Below are 16,878 nucleotides of genomic sequence, written 5' to 3' on the forward strand. Positions count from 1 at the left end.
ACCCCGGTGCGGTGGTCTGCGGGAAGGCCCGGACAGACCGTCGATGTGACCGGCGAGTAGCTGAACCGATCACGGCGATTCCGGCATCTGAGCAGGGAAATCTTCGACGGACGGGAATGACCCGGCCTTGTGGAGCCGTCAGTCCGGAGCTGTAGGTTGGGTCTGGGCCGGTACAGAGTCGTGCCGGTCGCGGTGTCAATCTCGCTACTGTGGAGAGTTGCCTCAAATGAGCTCGACGGGAGTCTCGTCCCTGCCCGGAAAAGATGTCGGCACCGAGGATGGCGCCCGGCGCCGGTCGGTGAACCCGGAGCAGATCCGGGACGACCTGATCGACGCCGCCGCGGCGTACGCCCCGGAGATCGGCGACCTGATCCGCCTGTACTACCGGCACATCCCGGCCGAAGAGATTCTCGGTGACGACCCGGTCGACCTCGTCGGCGCCGTCCGTTCGCACCTGCAGCTGGCGAAGGACCGGATGCCCGGCCGCCCCGCGGTGCGGCTGCTGAACCCGACGGGCCCCGAAGACGGCTGGACGCGTGAGGCCACCGTCGTGCAGGTCGTCACGGACGACATGCCGTACCTGGTGGATTCCGTCGCGGCCGAGTTCGCGCGGGACGGGGTGCAGGTGCAGCGCATCGTGCACCCGATCGTCGTGGTGAGCCGTGATCTGACCGGTGAGCTGCTGGAGGTCCACCCGGACGCCGACCCGGCGGATCCGCCGTCGAACTCCGCGGCCGAGTCGTGGATGTACATCGAGATCGACCTGGTGACCGACCCGAACCGGGCCCGCGAGCTGGACAACCGGCTGTCGTCGGTGCTGGGCGATGTGCGTGAGGTCGTCGAGGACACCGACAAGATGGCGGAGACCGCGCGCCGTCTCGCCGACGAGCTGGACGAGAACCCGCCGCGGCTGTCCGCGGGCGAGATCGCCGAAGGTGCCCGGCTGCTGCGCTGGCTCGCCGACGGTCACTTCACCTTCCTCGGCTACCGCCGCTACGAGCTGATCGACAACCCGCACCCGGACAGCGACGAGCCCGCCCTGCGCGCGGTGCTCGCCAGCGGGCTGGGTGTGCTGCGCCAGGACAGCCTGGCCGCCCGAAGCCTCACCGCCGGTCCCGACACGGCGGCGTCCGCGCTCGCGCCGACGCTGCTGGTGCTGACCCAGGCGAGCGCGCCGTCCACCGTGCACCGCCCGGTGTACCCGTACTACGTCGGCGTGAAAACGTTCGACGACAAGGGAAACGTCACCGGCGAGCACCGCTTCCTCGGCATGTTCACCACCACCGCCCTGCACGAGAACGTGCTGGACATCCCGGTGGTCTGCAACCGGGTCCGCGAGGTCATCCACCGCGCCGGCTTCCCGATGGAGTCCTTCTCCGGCCAGCGGATGCTCGAAGTGCTGCAGAACTGGCCGCGCGCGGACCTGTTCTCGGCCGACACCGACTCGCTGTACTCGACGACGACGGGCGCGATCACGCTGTCGGATCGCAGACGGCTGCGCCTGTTCCTGCGCCGCGACCCGTACGGCCGCTTCTACTCCTGCCTCGTGTACCTCCCGCGTGACCGCTACACGACCCGTTCGCGGCTCGCGATGCAGGAGGTCCTGCTCGAAGAACTCGAAGGCACGCAACTCGAGTACAGCGCGCGTATCGGCGAGACCGTGCTCGCGCAGGTGCACTTCATCGTGCACACCGATCCGTCGCAGCGGTCCGAACCGGACACCCTGCGCATCCAGGAACGGCTCAACGAAGCCGTCCGCAGCTGGGACGACCGGATGGTCGAGGCGATCCTCGCCGAGCGCCGCGAGCGCGCCGGGGACAGCGGCGTCGCGATCGGCCTGCTGGGCGAGGAGTCCGCGGGTGAACAGGGCCAGCGGTTCGCCGCGGTGTTCCCCGAGGGCTACAAGGAGGACTTCACCGCGCTCGAAGCGCTCGCGGACCTCCGCGCCCTGGAGTCGCTGACCGACGAGGGTGACCTGTCGCTGTCGTTCTACCTGCCCGCCGACGCCGAGGCGGGGGAGCGGCGCTTCAAGCTGTACCTGCGCGGCGAGGGTGTCACCCTCTCCCAGGTGCTCCCGGTCCTCCAGCGGATGGGCGTCGAGGTCGTCGACGAGCGACCGTACGAATTGCGCCGCGAGGACGGCGGCCGGTCCTGGATCTACGACTTCGGCCTGCTGATCGACCCGCAGGTCCTCGACCACGCGGACCACGACCTCCGCACCCGCTTCCAGGACGCCTTCCACGCCGCCTGGCGCGGCGACTGCGAGATCGACGGCTTCAACGGTCTCGTCCTGCGCGCCGGGCTCACCTGGCGCCAGGCGGCCATCCTGCGCGCCTACTCGCGGTACCTGCGCCAGACGAAGATCCCGTTCTCGCAGGAGTACATCGAGAACACCGTCCTCGCGCACACCGACATCGCCACCGCGCTGGTGCGGCTGTTCGAGACCCGCTTCGACCTCTCTCTCGGCGACGAGGTCCGCGCGTCGCAGGCCGATCAGCTCACCACCGAGATCGGCAGGCTGGTCGACGAGGTGACCAGCCTCGACGAGGACCGGATCCTGCGACGGCTGATGGCGGTCATCCTCGCCACGCTGCGCACGAACTACCACGTCACCGACGAGAACGGGAACGCCCGCCAGTACCTGGCGCTCAAGCTCGACCCGAGCGCGGTGCCCGAGCTGCCCGAGCCGCGGCCGAAGTACGAGATCTTCGTGTACTCGCCCCGCATCGAGGGTGTGCACCTGCGCTTCGGCGACGTCGCGCGCGGTGGCCTGCGGTGGTCCGACCGCCGGGAGGACTTCCGCACGGAGATCCTCGGCCTCGTCAAGGCGCAGGCGGTCAAGAACGCGGTCATCGTGCCGGTCGGCGCGAAGGGCGGTTTCGTCGTGAAGCGCCCGCCGACGGCCACCGGTGACCCGGGCCTGGACCGCGACGCGCAGCTGAACGAGGGCATCGCCTGCTACCGGATGTTCATCTCCGGCCTGCTGGACGTGACCGACAACCGCGTCGAGGGCAAGACCGTCCCGGCGCCGGGTGTGGTCCGCCACGACGGCGACGACAGCTACCTCGTGGTCGCCGCGGACAAGGGCACCGCGAAGTTCTCCGACATCGCGAACGAGGTCTCGGCGAACTACCGGTTCTGGCTCGGCGACGCCTTCGCCTCCGGCGGCTCGGTCGGCTACGACCACAAGGCCATGGGCATCACCGCGAAGGGTGCCTGGGAGAGCGTCAAGCGCAACTTCCGCGAGCTGGGCAAGGACACCCAGACCGAGGACTTCACCGTCGTCGGCATCGGCGACATGATGGGTGACGTCTTCGGCAACGGCATGCTGCTCTCCGAGCACATCCGCCTGGTGGCCGCGTTCAACCACCTGCACATCTTCCTCGACCCGACCCCGGATTCGGCGAGTTCGTACGCCGAGCGACGGCGGCTGTTCGACCTGCCGCGGTCGTCGTGGGAGGACTACGACCGCTCGCTGATCAGCGAAGGCGGCGGCATCTACTCGCGGTCGGCGAAGACGATCCCGTTGAGCCCGCAGGTCCGCGAGGCGCTCGGGCTCGCCGATGACGTCACCTCGCTGGCGCCGAACGACCTCATGCAGGCGATCCTGCTGGCGCCGGTCGAACTGCTGTGGAACGGCGGCATCGGCACCTACGTCAAGGCCGAGCGCGAGAGCCACGCGGACGCGGGCGACAAGGCCAACGACGCCTTGCGCGTCAACGGGAACCAGCTCCGCGTCAAGGTCGTCGGCGAGGGCGGGAACCTGGGGCTGACCCAGCTCGGCCGGATCGAGTTCGCCCGCGCGGGCGGCAAGATCAACACCGACGCGCTCGACAACTCCGCCGGCGTCGACTGCTCCGACCACGAGGTCAACATCAAGATCCTGCTGGACCACCTGGTCTCGACCGGATCGCTGGGCGCCGAGCGGCGCAACGAGCTGCTCGAGCAGATGACCGACGAGGTCGGCGAGCTGGTGCTGGCCGACAACTACCGGCAGAACGCCGTGCTCGGCGTCAGCCGGGCGCACGCCGGGCCGATGGTCTCGGTGCACCAGCGGCTCGTCGCGGCACTGGTCGCGAAGGGCGCCTTCGACCGCAAGCTCGAAGCGCTGCCGAGTTCGGCGGAGTTCCGTGCGCTGGAGAAGGCGGGCGAAGGCCTCACATCGCCGGAGCTGGCGACGCTGCTCGCGCACGTCAAGCTCGACCTCAAGGACGAGCTGCTGGCGAGCGAACTGCCGGACTCCGAGGTGTTCTCGCGCCGTCTGCCCGAGTACTTCCCGAAGCCGCTTCGGGAGCAGTTCGGCGACGCGATCTTCCAGCACCCGCTGAAGCGCGAGATCATCACGACGATGGTGGCCAACGAGGTCGTCGACGGCGCCGGGATCTCCTACGTCTTCCGGCTGATGGAGGAGATGAACGCGACCGCGACCGACGCCGTCCGCGCGTACGCCGTGGTCACCCACGTCTACGACCTGCCCTCGCTGTGGGCGCAGATCGACGCGCTGGACAACGTCGTGCCGACCGAGGTCGCGGACGAGATGATGCTGGAGACCCGCAGGCTGCTGGACCGGGCCGCGCGCTGGTTCCTCACCAACCGGCCGCAGCCCCTCGCGCCGCTCGCCGAGATCAACCGGTTCGGCCGGGTCGTCGGCGAGATGGCGCCGCGCGCGCACGAACTGCTTCGCGGTGTCGAGTGCGCTTCGGTGGACGCGAACACCGAGCGGCTGATCGGGAAGGGTGTCCCGGCCGAACTGGCCGAGCGCGTGGCGCTCCTGCTGCACACCTTCGGCCTGCTCGACGTCACCGACGTCGCGGAGCTGGCCGAGCAGCAGGTGGGGATCGACGCGGTGCACACCCCGGCGGATACCGCGGGTCTGTATTACGCGCTTTCCGATCACCTCGGCATCGACAAGATGCTGACGTCGATCAGCGGTCTTGAACGTGGCAACCGCTGGCACGCGCTCGCGCGGCTGGCGCTGCGGGACGACGTCTACGGGTCGCTGCGGGCGATCACGCTGGACGCGTTGCGGCACAGCGATTCGGACACCGACCCGGACGAGAAGATCGTTCACTGGGAGAAGACGAACGCTTCGCGGTTGCAGCGGGCCCGGGTCGCGCTGGACGAGATCAGCCAGTCCGGCAAGCTCGACCTGGCGACGCTGTCGGTGGCGGCGAGGCAGATCCGGAGCACGGTGAGGTAGTGAGCTACATTTCCCTGATCCGGCCACGCTGGTCGGATATGGACGTCTACGGGCACGTCAACCACGCGAACCTGGTGACCCTGCTCGAAGAGGCACGGATCCCCCTGCTGTTCGGGGACGCCGTCCGCGCGGGGCTCACCGAACTGCCCAAGGGCATCGTGGTGGTGAAGCTGGCCGTCCATTACCGTTCGCCGATCGTGGTGTCCGATCAGGACATCCGGGTGGAGATCTCGTTGAAGGACTTGAAGCACGCCAGCTTCACCCTCGGCTACCGGGTACACGCCGGGCCTGCCGAGGCCGACAAGGTCGCGGTCACCGCGGAGACGGTGCTCGCACCGTTCGACACCGGGTCCGAGCGGCCCCGGCGGCTGACCGAGGACGAACGCGCCTTCCTGGAGAAGGGGTTCGCGGATGCCTGAGCTCGTCATCCCGGACGCGGGCGACCGCGAAACGCTCGGCGCGTTCGTGGCCAGGGCGGTCCGGCTCGACCAGAACACCCTGGTGCGGTTGCGGCAGCGCGGCGACGGCGTCGTCGAGGCGTGGAGCACGACACCGTTCGAGGTCCTCGCCACCAGGGCCGTCGCCGGTGACATCACGCCGTCGGACATCACCGTCTCCGGGAACGAGCTGCTCGCCGCGTTGACCGTCGCGGGCGGCGAGCGGATGGATCCGGGCCCGGCCCGTGACCTGATGTGGCATTCCGAGCTGCCCGCCCCCGGCCGCTGGCAGCTGGTGGACGAACTGCCGGCGACGGTGATCGCGGAGCTGGCCGATCGCGGGGTCACCCTCGCCCGCGACAACGTCGGCCCGCACGGCACGCCGCCCGCGTCGCTGATGGACCAGGCGGTGCTCACCGTTTCCGGCAACGAGCTGGAGATCAAGGTCCAGATGCGGTGCCTGTTCGCGCTGTCCGGGATGGGCTTCGTCGACTCGTCGATCGACGGCGACGTCGTCCGGGTCACCGCGACGGATTCGTGGATGCGCATCGACGCGCGGTACGGCGCCGTCATCAAGCGCCGCCACGCGCTCCTGCCGCTGCTGTTCTGACGGCTTTCTTACCGCTTCACACCGCGGGTGGCTTCCGGCCGCCCGCGGTGTCAGGCTGTCCCCATGAACGACAGTGCCTCCCGCGGCGAAGACAAGGGCGGCGAGGACCCGACCGCGGACTTCCTCGCCGAGGTCAGGCCGGAGGAGACCCCGTGGCGGACCGAGCGGCCGCCGGGTGAGGAGGCGCCGGAACGCGCCGGACGCCCGGAGAAATGGGGCCGCGCCAAGGCCGCCGGACGCGCCGCCGCGGCAGCGGCCCCGTACGTCCAGGCCGCCGCGCTGGCGACCTGGATCGTCTCGGGCACCGTCGGCGATTCAGGTGACTCCGGCGACATGGGCTCCTCGGGCGACGCCTAAAGCTTCGAGCGCATCGTCTTCATGCGTTCGATCTCGGCGGACTGGCCGGTGATGACCTCTTGGGCCATCTCCTGCGCCTTGATCTCGACGCCCTTGCCGAGCTGGGTCTCGGCCATGGTCAGCGCTCCCGTGTGATGCGCGATCATCAGGTCGAGGAACATCTTTTCGAACGCCACGCCGCTCGCCGCGCGCAGATCGGCCAGCTGGGCCTCGGTCGCCATCCCCGGCATCAGCGCGTGATCGTGCCCGCCGCCGTGGTCACCGTGGCCCGCGTGCCCTTCGCCCGGCACCGGCTTGCCGCGATCGGACAGCCACGTCTTCATCATCGTGACCTCGCCGTCCTGCGCCACCGAGATCCGCCCGGCGATCGCCCGGATCTGCTCGTTCGCCGTCTTGCCCGGCACCAGGTCGGTCATCACCTTCGCCTGCTGGTGGTGGGGGATCATCATCGTGATGTATTCGACGTCGGCCTCGTTCGGCTGATCGCGGTTCACCGGACCGCGGGAGCCGGTGGCCGCCTGCTCACCGGGTTTGCCGGGAACGATCACCGGCGCGCTCTGGGTGGGCGCGGCGGGCTCGTCGGCGCCGGTGCAGCCCGAGACGGCGAAAGCGGCCACGACCAGCGCCGATGTCAAACATTTTCTCATCCCGGGAGAACCTCCGTTGGTGGGTATCTGCTGAGCCTAAATAAGTAATAAGGTTCGCGTAAAGCTGGGTGGAAGGAGAGCCATATCGTGCTGCAACCTGGGCTGAAACGTCGCTTGACCAGGGTCTTCGTGTCGGCGGCCGCGGTCGCCGCCCTCGGGGCCTCCAGCGCTTTCGCCGCGCCCGCCGTCATCGCGGAGCCTTCGGCGACCACGATCCCGGGTGTGGACGAGATCGTCCACAGCCCCAACCTCCGGTCGATCGCGAACATCCCGCAGCAGGGACCGTTCACCAAGGACTCGACCGGTACCGACATCGCGTTCACCAAGGGGCACGCGATCATCGGCACGTACGACGGTTTCAACGTCTTCGACGTCCGTAATCCGTACCGCCCGAAGATCGTCAGCCAGGTCCTTTGCCCCGGTGGGCAGAACGACGTGTCGATCTCCGGTGACCTGCTCTTCCTCTCGACCGACTCCTCGCGCAGCGACAACTCGTGCAACAGCGTCGCGAAGCCCGCGTCGGAGAAGTCGGCCTGGGAAGGCATCAAGATCTTCGACATCTCGAACCTCGCGGCGCCGAAGTACGTCGCGGCGATCGAGACCGACTGCGGTTCGCACACCAACACCCTGGTGCCGGACAAGCGCGGCAAGGACGTCTACATCTACGTCTCGTCGTACGCGCCCGCGGCCAACCTGCCCGACTGCCAGCCGCCGCACGACAAGCTCTCCATCGTCAAGGTCCCGGTGAAGGACCCGGCGAAGGCCGCCCTCGTCGCGACGCCGGTGCTGTTCCCGGACGGCGGCAACGCCGGCGGCGACAACCCCGACGGCACCCGCCGGTCCGCGACCACGGGTTGCCACGACCTGACGGCGCTGCCGGAGAAGGACCTGATGGCCGGTGCCTGCATGGGTGACGGCGTCCTGATCGACATCTCCGACCGGCTCAAGCCGCGGGTCATCAACCGGGTTCAGGACAACGTGAACTTCGCGTTCTGGCACAGCGCCACGTTCAACAACGACGCCACCAAGATCGTCTTCACCGACGAACTCGGCGGCGGCGGGATGGCGACCTGCCTGGAGAAGTTCGGCTCCACCCGGGGTGCCAACGGCATCTACGAGATCACCGGCCGCGGCGACGACCGCAAGCTGGAGTTCCGCAGCTACTACAAGATCCCGCGGCTGCAGTCCGAGACCGAGAACTGCGTGGCGCACAACGGTTCGCTGATCCCGGTGCCGGGCAAGGACATCATGGTCCAGTCCTGGTACCAGGGCGGCGTCTCGGTGTGGGACTTCACCGACTCGAAGAAGCCGAAGGAGATCGCGTACTGGGAGCGGGGCCCGCTGTCGAACGAGAAGCTCGTCGGCGGTGGCACGTGGTCGACGTACTGGTACAACGGCTACATCTTCTCGTCCGACATCGTGAAGGGCCTGGACGTCCTGGACCTCGACGACTGGCGGACCTTCCCGGCGAAGTTCGTCCGGCAGAACCAGTTCAACGCCCAGACGCAGTACAAGCTGCACCCGGGCTTCAACAACTGATCGCCTAGCGGCCGCCCTGGCTCACACGAGCCAGGCGGCCGCGTCCGGCGGGAGTTTCCCGTCCACCAAGGGAACGCTCGACAGCAGCACCTCACCGGGCGGCAGCGCGATCGGGCTCGCGGACGTGTTCAGCGCGCAGACCAGCCCGCCACCGCGCCGCCGGAACGCGAAACACCCCGCCGGGGCCCCGTACCACTCCAGTTCGTCGCCACCGAAAGCCTTGTGCGACTTGCGGATCTCGATCGCCCGCCGGTACAGCGACAGCGTCGACGCCGGATCCTCCAGTTGCGCTTCCACGGTCACCGACGCCCACGAAGCGGGCATCGGCAGCCACGTCCGCGGATTCCGCGAGAAGCCGAACGGCGGCAAGTCGCCTTCCCACGGCAGCGGCACCCGCGACGCGTCCCGGCCGAACTCGGCGCCGGAGGTCTTCGCGCGCGGGTCCGCGACCGCGTCGGGCGGGATGTCGACGTTGCCGAGTCCCAGTTCCTCGCCGTTGTACAGATAGACCGCCCCGGGCAGCGCGAGTTCGACCAGCGCCATCGCCCGTGCGCGCCGGACGCCGCGTTCACCGCCGCCATACCGGCTGACCTGCCGCCAGACGTCGTGGTTGCTCAGCGTCCAGGTGGCGGGCGCCCCGGCCGACTTCGGCACCGCCAGGGACCGCTCGATGGCGGTCCGCAGCGCGTCCGCGTCGAAATGCGTGAGCACGAGCCGGAAGTTGAACGCCAGGTGCAGTTCGTCCGGCCGCAGGTACCGCGCGAGGCGTTCCTCGTCGGTCACCCAGATCTCGCCGACGGCCATGGTGCCCGGGTACTCGTCGAGCACCTTGCGGATCATCTGGTGGATCTCGTGGACGCGGTCGTTGTCGAACCGCGGGTCGTAGAACTCGCTGGGTCCCATCGCGTTCACCCGCGGGTCCATGTCCGGCAGGCCCGGCGGTTTCGCCATGCCGTGCGCGACGTCGACGCGGAAGCCGTCCACCCCGTGGTCCAGCCAGAACCGCAGGGTCCGTTCCAGATCCGCGGCGACCTCGTGGTTGGTCCAGTTCAGGTCCGGCTGCTGCGGCGAGAACAGGTGCAGGTACCACTGGCCGTCCGGGACCCGGGTCCACGCCGGGCCGCCGAACGCGCTGACCCAGTTGTTCGGCGGCTGGTCGCCGCGCGGGCCGAGCCCGTCACGGAAGATGTAGCGATCCCGTTCCGGGCTTCCCGGCGACGCCGCCATCGCCGATTTGAACCAGGCGTGGGTGTTGCTGGTGTGGTTGGGGACGACGTCGATGGTGACCTTGATGCCTCGTTTGTGCGCCTCGGTCCGCAGCACGTCGAAATCGCCGAGGGTGCCGAACATCGGATCGACGTCGCGCGGATCGGCGATGTCGTATCCGTGGTCGGCCATCGGCGAGCGGTAGAACGGCGTCAGCCACAGCGCGTCGACCCCGAGCAGCTCCAGGTAACCGAGCTTGCCGCGGATGCCTTCGAGGTCACCGACGCCGTCCCCGTCCGAGTCGGCGAACGAGCGCACGTAGACCTGGTAGAAGACCGCGTGGTCCCACCAGGCCCCGTCGCGCTCCATCACACGAAACTGTTCATCATGCTGTTGGCGGCCATCTCCAGGTACGCCCACAGCTGCCCGCGGTAGGGCTCCTCGATGTTCTCCTCGTCGACGGCGATCTTGATGCAGCGCAACCAGGCGTCGCGTTCGATCGGGCCGATCTTGAACGGGGCGTGCCGCATCCGCAGGCGCGGGTGGCCGCGCTGGTCCGAGTAGGTGTGCGGGCCGCCCCAGTACTGCATGAGGAACAGCCGGAAGCGCTCCTCGGCCGGGCCGAGGTCCTCCTCGGGATACAGCGGGCGGAGCACCTCGTCGACCGCCACTTCGGCGTAGAACCGCGCGACGATCCGGGTGAACACCGGTTCGCCGCCGATCGCTTCGTACAAGGTGGTGGGGTCAGGTTCGGTCACGGACACAGCTCCATTCTGCCCTTGTCCTACTGCCCGGCGGGGCCGGACGACATAAAGCGCCCGAGCGGGGGCTCGAAGCCGGCTTCGTCCAGCACGGCGAGCAGGTGCGCCCGGAGCGCGCGCTGCACGGCCCACTGCTTGCCTGGGCGGACTTTGACGGTGAGGCGGAGTTTGATGCCCTCGGGGGTCACGGTCTCCACACCGAGCATCTCGGGCGGCTCCAGCACGTTCGGTGCGAGCCCTTCGCTCTCCAGGAGCGTCTTCGACTTCTCGGCCATCAGTTCGGTGGCCTTCTCGACGTCGGCGGAGTAGCTGAGCGGGACGTCGACGACGGCCACCGCGAAGCCCTGGCTCGAGTTGCCGACCCGCAGCACCTCGCCGTTGCGGACGTACCAGACGGTCCCGTTGATGTCACGCAGGGTGGTGATCCGGAGACCGACGGCCTCGACGGTGCCGGACGCCTCGCCGACGTCGACGACATCACCCACGCCGTACTGGTCCTCGATCATCATGAAGATGCCGGACAGGAAGTCCTTGACGAGGTTCTGCGCGCCGAAACCGAGCGCGACACCGACGATGCCCGCCGAGGCGATGATCGGCGCCAGGTCGATACCCAGTTCGCCCAGCACGAGGATGAACGCCAGGCCGTAGATGAACAGCGTCGCCACCGACTTGAGGACCGAGCCGATGGTGGCGGCGCGCTGACGGCGTCGCTCCATCACGGCCGACCCGAGAACTTCGGGGGCCTTCTCCCGCAGCGGTCTCAAGAGGGCGGGCAGTTTCGAGGAGCCGCTGGGCATCCGGGTCACCCGGTTGATCAGGCGCCGCACCACGTAGCGCAGCAGGAACGCCACGGCGACGATCATCACTATCTTGATCGGCTTCGTCAGCAGCCAGCCGGCCGACGCGGAGAGCCATTCGTTGTTTGTGACCTGGAACACCTGGCCGCACAGGGTGCTGGCGTCCTTCGTGCATGCCGGGGGTTCGGTGGGCAGCAGGTTCACGGAGAGGAAATGTCCTTTCGTACTCGGCGGGGATCGTTCGCGCTGCTCGGCGCGGCAGGCGCCCCGGCGGATGCGAAACAGCCAACTCGATGTGGCCGCCGGGTCGCGCGCATATGACACGTCCAGTAACACACGTGCACTTTGGGGCTGATCTGTGGTCGACTATGCCTGCACCGGTGGAGGTGGTCGAGTGCCAGACCGACAACCCATCCCCCTCGGCGTCCCGAGCCAAGCCTTGGCCGGACAGGCGCCGGAGGTCGTGTTGCGCGCCCATCCGGGAGGTGCCCCCTCGCACGGGGCTCCACCGGGCGGGCCGGGAACGCGGCCAGGGGGTGTTGCCCGCCCGCCCGGACAGCGTAGAGGGCGGGATCCGTCGACTACGGCGGCACCCACCACGACTTCGTGGGGCCGCAGACGGGTATTGCTGTTGAACGCCACGTTCGAGCCGCTCACGGCGCTGCCGTTGCGGCGCGCGGTGGTCCTCGTGATGTGCGGCAAGGCCGAGGTGGTGCACGGAGACCCGGCAGGGCTCGAACTGCACGCCGCCACGGTCTCGCTGCCCGTGCCCTCGGTGATCCGACTGAGCACCTACGTGCGCGTGCCCTACCGCGCGCAGGTGCCGCTGACCCGGGCCGGGCTGATGCATCGCGACCGGTACCGCTGCGCCTACTGCGGAGGGCGGGCCGAGACGATCGACCACGTCGTCCCGCGCAGTCGCGGAGGTCCCCACAGCTGGACGAACTGCGTGGCCTGCTGCGCCAAGTGCAACCACCGGAAGGCGGACAAGCTGCTTTCCGAGATCGGCTGGCGGCTGCGCGTCGTGCCGAGGGCCCCGCACGGCCCGCACTGGCGGCTGCTGGCCCATTCCAAGGAGGCCGACCCGTTGTGGCGGCCGTACCTGGGCACGGCGGCCTGACCGGGTTTTGAAGACGTCGGCGCCCCGGCTGCCTGTTCGGCGGCCGGGGCGAGCCGATGATGCCGTGTGAAGCTCTCTACCAGCGGTCGTGCTTGAACTCAGGCGGCGAGGGAGAGGTCGCTCTGGCAGGTGACGCGGGTGCCACGGGTGACGCGCGTGCCGCGAGTGACGCGGGTTCCGCAGGTGACGCGGGTTCCGGCGGTCACGCGGGTGCCACGAGTGACGCGCGTGCCACGAGTGACGCGGGTTCCGGCGGTGACGCGGGTGCCTCGGGTCACCCGGGTGCCGCGGGTGACGCGCGTTCCGGCGGTGACCCGGGTACCGCGAGTGACGCGAGTACCGCGCGTAACCCGTGTGCCCGCCGTCACACGCGTACCGGGGACAAAACCAATTTCGAAGAGTGACGAAATGTCGTCGATGATCGCCTGGCCGGGTGTCTGGGTGCTCTGCATGACATGTCCTCCTGCGACCGGTGCGTGACCTGCTGGGGTGGGGGAGCTGGGCGCAAGGCCCGTACAGGTGAAAAAGCTACGAGGATTTCAAGGCTCGGACAAGACGACAGCGCCGGGTGCGGCCGCCCGTACGTTGAGTTGCAACCTTTCGGCCTTCAGGGCTTCGCCCCAACGTGGGAGCGCTTTCGTGGCAAGCGGCGGACGGTGGCCCCGGGACGGTGAGCGGCAGGTGTCGTCGCGCACAGCCGTGCGGGCGGGTGCGGCCACGTGTCATCGGATACGCTCACGCGCGTGAACCTTGTCGAGACGATCCTGGTCTTCGCGGTGATCCCCCTGGCCATCTACGCGCTGTGCGGGGTGGCCACGCTGCGGTCGAAGGGCGCGGGCGTCGCCCGGTACCGGCCGGGGCAACCGTGGGAGTACCCGGCCATGTGGTGGAGCGCCAACCCCGACGGTGTCGGCGCCAGGCATTCGCACGCGGGCGGCGCGACAGCCGTCAACGTGGCGAACGGAGCTTCGGTGACGGGAGGCGCTCGTGGCAACTGGTGAACTGACCCATTCGTCCACCGCTGTTGACGAAGAGCCCGGTTACGGCGCCGCCGTTACCTCCAGCGGCCGGATCTCCGCCGCCAAGATGTACGAACCGGCTGGGCCGATCAGCCCATTCACGACCCAGCAGCTTGCGCGGCTGGACGAGGCGCTGACGCTGGCCAGCCGCGAGACCGGCCTGGACTTCAGCGTGTACCTCGGCGACCTCGGCGAGGACACCCGCGCCACCGCCGAGGGGCTCCTGGCCTCGACCGACAACCCGGCCGACGCCGTGGTCGTCGCCGTGTCGCCCGGTCAGCGCGCCATCGAGATCGTGACGGGCTCGCTGGCCCGGCACCGCCTGCCCGACCGCGGCGCGAAGCTCGCCGTGGCCAGCATGGTGGCCTCCTTCAAGGAAGGCGACCTCATCGGCGGTCTCGTGAACGCCCTCCGCATGCTGAGCGACCAGGCCGGCAGCCCCAGCTGACGGGGCTGAAGGGGACTTTCCCCGCATAAGACGCAGCAAAGGGGCCCTTCACCGCATCACATGCGGTGAAGGGCCCCTTCAGCTTTCTCTAGACCCCGGCCTGCGAGTCGAACTCACGGGCGGCCAGCGCCCGCACGATCCCGGCCCGGCCTTCCGACACCAGACGGCGCAGCGCCGCCGGGTGCTCCCCGGCCAGCCACTCGTCCGACGCCGTGACGGTCTCCGGCTCCACGGCCCACGACGGGTACAGCCCGACCACGGTCGGCTGCGCCCGCTCGCTGGAGCGCCGCTGCCACACCTCGTCGATGACCTCGAAGTAGCGCGTCACGTAGCCGCCGAGCAGGTGCTTCTGGCCCGGGTGGGAGAAGCCGGTGATGAGCGAGTCGCTGACCGCGTTGGGCAGCTCGTCGTCGTAGACCGCCCGCTGCCACGCGTCGGCCTTCGCCTCGTCGGTCGGCCGCAGCGCCCGCGAGCGCTCCGCCTGACGCCGTCCGGCGGCGGTGTCGTCCTTGGCGAGTTCCGTGTCGATCTCGGAGTTCTCCGCCTTGCCGTGCGCGACCAGCGCGTGCAGCAGCCGCCAGCGAAGGTCGGTGTCGACGGTCAGGCCCTCCAGGGGCGCCGAGCCGTCGAGCCAGCCCGCGATGATCCGCAGCGTCTTGTCGTCGAGCACCGAACCGGCGAGCGAGTTCACGAACGCGAGCTGGTGGTCCGAACCGGCCTCGGCGCCCTGCGCCAGCTCCAGCAGCCGCGCGGAGAACTCCGGCCAGCCCTTGTCCGCCGCCCACGCCGGGTTCGCGTACGAGTTCAGCGCCGTCTGCGCCTGCAGCAGCAGCCGCTGCACCACGCCGACCTCGGTCTCGGTGTGCACACCGCGCTGGACCAGCGTGACGAAGTCGCGGGCCTTGAGCTCGGCCTCACGCGTCATTTCCCACGCCGCCGACCAGCACAGCGTGCGGGGCAGCGGGTCGGTGATGTCGGCGATGCGGTCGATCAGCGTGGTCAGCGACGCCGGGTCGAGCCGCATCGTGCAGTAGGTCAGGTCGTCGTCGTTGACCAGCACGAGCTTGCCCGCCGGGAGCCCGACCAGCGCCGGCACCTCGGTGCGCTCGCCGTCGACGTCCAGCTCGACGCGGTGCTTGCGGACGATCTTGCCGTTCTCGTCCTCGTCGTAGACGCCGACCGCGACGCGGTGCGTCCGCAGCTCACCGGCACCCGGCTTGGCGCCGGTCTGGGTGACGGCGAACGAGGTGTACGTGCGGTCGGCGCCGATCTCGTAGCGCGGGCTCAGCGAGTTGAGACCGGTGGTCTCCAGCCACTGCGCGCTCCACCACGACAGGTCGCGGCCCGAGGCCTCTTCCAGCGCGCCCAGCAGGTCCGCCAGGGTCGCGTTGCCCCAGGCGTGCTTGCCGAAGTAGACCTTCAGGCCTTCGAGGAAGTGCTCGACCCCGACGTAGGCGACGAGCTGCTTGAGCACGCTCGCGCCCTTGGCGTAGGTGATGCCGTCGAAGTTCACCTCGACCGCGTGCAGGTCGACGATGTCCGCGGCGATCGGGTGCGTCGAGGGCAGCTGGTCCTGCCGGTACGCCCACGACTTCTCGATGTTCGCGAAACTGGTCCACGCGTTCTTGTACTCGGTGGCCTCGGCCTGGGCGAGCACGCTCGCGAAGGTCGCGAACGACTCGTTCAGCCACAGGTCGTCCCACCAGCGCATGGTGACCAGGTCGCCGAACCACATGTGCGCCATCTCGTGCAGCAGCGTCTCGGCGCGGCGCTCGTAGGCGTAGCGGGTGACGCGGCTCCGGAAGACGTAGTCCTCCAGGAAGGTGACCGCGCCAGCGTTCTCCATCGCGCCCGCGTTGAACTCCGGCACGAACAGCTGGTCGTACTTGGAGAACGGGTACGGGGTGGCGAACTTCTCGTGGTAGAACGCGAAACCCTGCTTGGTCTCGGTGAACAGCTTGTCCGCGTCCATGTGCTCGGCGAGCGAGGCGCGGCAGTAGATGCCCAGCGGGATCGTGCGGTGGGAGTCGGAGAACTCGTCGCGCCACTCGCTGTACGGGCCCGCGATCAGCGCGACCAGGTAGGTCGAGATCCGCTCGGACACCTTGAAGACGGTGCGGACGGCCCCTTCCGGGGTCTCCTCGGCGGACTCGATCAGCGCGTTCGAAATGACCTTCCAGTCCTTCGGCGCGATCACGGTGAGCCGGTAGACCGACTTGAGGTCGGGCTGGTCGAAGCAGGCGAACATGCGCTTGGCGTCGGCGGTCTCGAACTGCGTGTAGAGGTAGACGCCGTCGTCGACCGGGTCGACGAAACGGTGCAGGCCCTCGCCGGTGTTCATGTACCGGCAGACCGCGTCCACGACGAGTTCGTTCGACTCGGCGAGCGAGGGCAGCTCGATGCCCTTGTCCTCGACGTACCCACTCACGTCGAGGTCCGTCCCGTTGAGGACGGCCGACCCGATCCCCTCGGCGACGATGTCGACCCACGACGCTTCGCCGCTTCTGGCGCTCGCGAACTTGATCGTCGTCTTCGACGTGAAGGTCTTCACACCGGGACCGCCGCGGCCGTCGGTCAGATCCAGCTCGATGTCGTAGGACTCGACGTCGAGCAGCTCCGCGCGCAGCTTGGCTTGGTCTCGGGTCAGATTGGGGGCGGGCACTGGCACCTCTGGTCATCGGTATCGGTTCTGGTTTCCAACTACAGGCATCCAATCATGTCCGGGCCGGTGCTGACG

At 68.9% G+C, this 16,878-nt stretch carries 14 protein-coding genes; 8 read left to right on the plus strand and 6 right to left on the minus strand.

Translation table 11 applies throughout. The features are described 5' to 3' along the window. The first annotated feature begins 226 nt into the window (after nucleotides 1–226). The 4 genes from B0293_RS37685 to B0293_RS37700 all read left to right on the plus strand — a co-directional run bounded on the left by B0293_RS37685 (nucleotide 227) and on the right by B0293_RS37700 (nucleotide 6,604). Nucleotides 227–5,200 (plus strand): NAD-glutamate dehydrogenase, encoded by a 4,974-nt coding sequence (locus tag B0293_RS37685; RefSeq protein WP_005158253.1) that lies wholly within the window; start codon nucleotides 227–229, stop codon nucleotides 5,198–5,200. Continuing rightward, nucleotides 5,200–5,619, plus strand: a complete 420-nt coding sequence (locus B0293_RS37690) for an acyl-CoA thioesterase (RefSeq protein ID WP_039918220.1) — start codon at nucleotides 5,200–5,202, stop codon at nucleotides 5,617–5,619. Before B0293_RS37685 ends, B0293_RS37690 begins: the two co-directional genes overlap by 1 nt. Continuing rightward, nucleotides 5,612–6,247 (plus strand): hypothetical protein, encoded by a 636-nt coding sequence (locus B0293_RS37695; RefSeq protein WP_005158255.1) that lies wholly within the window; start codon nucleotides 5,612–5,614, stop codon nucleotides 6,245–6,247. Before B0293_RS37690 ends, B0293_RS37695 begins: the two co-directional genes overlap by 8 nt. A gap of 63 nt (nucleotides 6,248–6,310) precedes the next feature. Continuing rightward, on the plus strand, nucleotides 6,311–6,604 hold the full coding sequence (locus B0293_RS37700) for a hypothetical protein (protein WP_005158261.1): 294 nt from the start codon (nucleotides 6,311–6,313) through the stop codon (nucleotides 6,602–6,604). On the opposite strand, the gene B0293_RS37705 is transcribed toward B0293_RS37700, so the two are convergent. Continuing rightward, the gene (locus tag B0293_RS37705) at nucleotides 6,601–7,251 is read right to left on the minus strand and encodes a DUF305 domain-containing protein (RefSeq protein ID WP_039918222.1); all 651 of its coding nucleotides are present in this window, start codon (nucleotides 7,249–7,251) and stop codon (nucleotides 6,601–6,603) included. The genes B0293_RS37700 and B0293_RS37705 overlap by 4 nt on opposite strands. 87 nt (nucleotides 7,252–7,338) lie before the next feature. Between B0293_RS37705 and B0293_RS37710 the strand changes: the two genes are divergently transcribed. Beyond that, nucleotides 7,339–8,790, plus strand: a complete 1,452-nt coding sequence (locus B0293_RS37710) for an LVIVD repeat-containing protein (protein WP_005158265.1) — start codon at nucleotides 7,339–7,341, stop codon at nucleotides 8,788–8,790. 21 nt (nucleotides 8,791–8,811) lie between these two features. Here B0293_RS37710 and B0293_RS37715 read toward each other — a convergent pair whose 3' ends face one another. The 3 genes from B0293_RS37715 to B0293_RS37725 are packed head-to-tail and all read right to left on the minus strand — an operon-like array spanning nucleotide 8,812 to nucleotide 11,758. After that, a complete protein-coding gene (locus B0293_RS37715) occupies nucleotides 8,812–10,365 on the minus strand; it encodes a glycoside hydrolase family 13 protein (RefSeq protein WP_039918224.1) in 1,554 nt (517 codons plus the stop codon). Next, nucleotides 10,365–10,760 (minus strand): globin, encoded by a 396-nt coding sequence (locus B0293_RS37720; RefSeq protein ID WP_038517366.1) that lies wholly within the window; start codon nucleotides 10,758–10,760, stop codon nucleotides 10,365–10,367. Before B0293_RS37720 ends, B0293_RS37715 begins: the two co-directional genes overlap by 1 nt. 20 nt (nucleotides 10,761–10,780) lie before the next feature. Beyond that, nucleotides 10,781–11,758 (minus strand): mechanosensitive ion channel family protein, encoded by a 978-nt coding sequence (locus B0293_RS37725; protein WP_005158273.1) that lies wholly within the window; start codon nucleotides 11,756–11,758, stop codon nucleotides 10,781–10,783. Between the two features lie 421 nt (nucleotides 11,759–12,179). On the opposite strand from B0293_RS37725, the gene B0293_RS37730 reads away from it, so the two are divergent. Then, the gene (locus tag B0293_RS37730) at nucleotides 12,180–12,674 is read left to right on the plus strand and encodes an HNH endonuclease (protein ID WP_007034711.1); all 495 of its coding nucleotides are present in this window, start codon (nucleotides 12,180–12,182) and stop codon (nucleotides 12,672–12,674) included. Nucleotides 12,675–12,772: 98 nt separating this feature from the next. Here the strand turns inward: B0293_RS37730 and B0293_RS37735 are convergent, their stop codons facing one another. Next, nucleotides 12,773–13,126, minus strand: coding sequence for a hypothetical protein (locus B0293_RS37735; protein ID WP_077241492.1), 354 nt, complete (start codon nucleotides 13,124–13,126; stop codon nucleotides 12,773–12,775). A gap of 291 nt (nucleotides 13,127–13,417) precedes the next feature. On the opposite strand from B0293_RS37735, the gene ctaJ reads away from it, so the two are divergent. Both ctaJ and B0293_RS37745 read left to right on the plus strand, forming a co-directional pair. Beyond that, nucleotides 13,418–13,675: an aa3-type cytochrome oxidase subunit CtaJ gene (gene ctaJ / locus B0293_RS37740; protein ID WP_005158279.1), complete on the plus strand. Its 258-nt coding sequence runs from the start codon at nucleotides 13,418–13,420 to the stop codon at nucleotides 13,673–13,675. Further along, complete coding sequence (locus B0293_RS37745; RefSeq protein WP_005158282.1) at nucleotides 13,662–14,141, plus strand: DUF5130 family protein; 480 nt, start codon at nucleotides 13,662–13,664, stop codon at nucleotides 14,139–14,141. The genes ctaJ and B0293_RS37745 overlap by 14 nt, the downstream gene beginning before the upstream one ends. An 88-nt stretch (nucleotides 14,142–14,229) precedes the next feature. On the opposite strand, the gene pepN is transcribed toward B0293_RS37745, so the two are convergent. Further along, nucleotides 14,230–16,803, minus strand: coding sequence for an aminopeptidase N (pepN, locus tag B0293_RS37750; RefSeq protein ID WP_005158285.1), 2,574 nt, complete (start codon nucleotides 16,801–16,803; stop codon nucleotides 14,230–14,232). Between the last annotated feature and the right edge of the window lie 75 nt (nucleotides 16,804–16,878).

This window comes from Amycolatopsis azurea DSM 43854, assembly GCF_001995215.1.
Lineage (GTDB): Bacteria > Actinomycetota > Actinomycetes > Mycobacteriales > Pseudonocardiaceae > Amycolatopsis > Amycolatopsis azurea.

Excerpts from the sequence above, each read along its gene's own strand:
- B0293_RS37685 (WP_005158253.1), top strand. The coding sequence starts at position 227 with ATGAGCTCGACGGGAGTCTCGTCCCTGCCCGGAAAAGATGTCGGCACC.
- B0293_RS37700 (WP_005158261.1), top strand. The coding sequence starts at position 6,311 with ATGAACGACAGTGCCTCCCGCGGCGAAGACAAGGGCGGCGAGGACCCG.
- B0293_RS37705 (WP_039918222.1), bottom strand. The coding sequence starts at position 7,251 with ATGAGAAAATGTTTGACATCGGCGCTGGTCGTGGCCGCTTTCGCCGTC.
- B0293_RS37735 (WP_077241492.1), bottom strand. The coding sequence starts at position 13,126 with ATGCAGAGCACCCAGACACCCGGCCAGGCGATCATCGACGACATTTCG.
- B0293_RS37715 (WP_039918224.1), bottom strand. The coding sequence starts at position 10,365 with ATGGAGCGCGACGGGGCCTGGTGGGACCACGCGGTCTTCTACCAGGTC.
- B0293_RS37695 (WP_005158255.1), top strand. The coding sequence starts at position 5,612 with ATGCCTGAGCTCGTCATCCCGGACGCGGGCGACCGCGAAACGCTCGGC.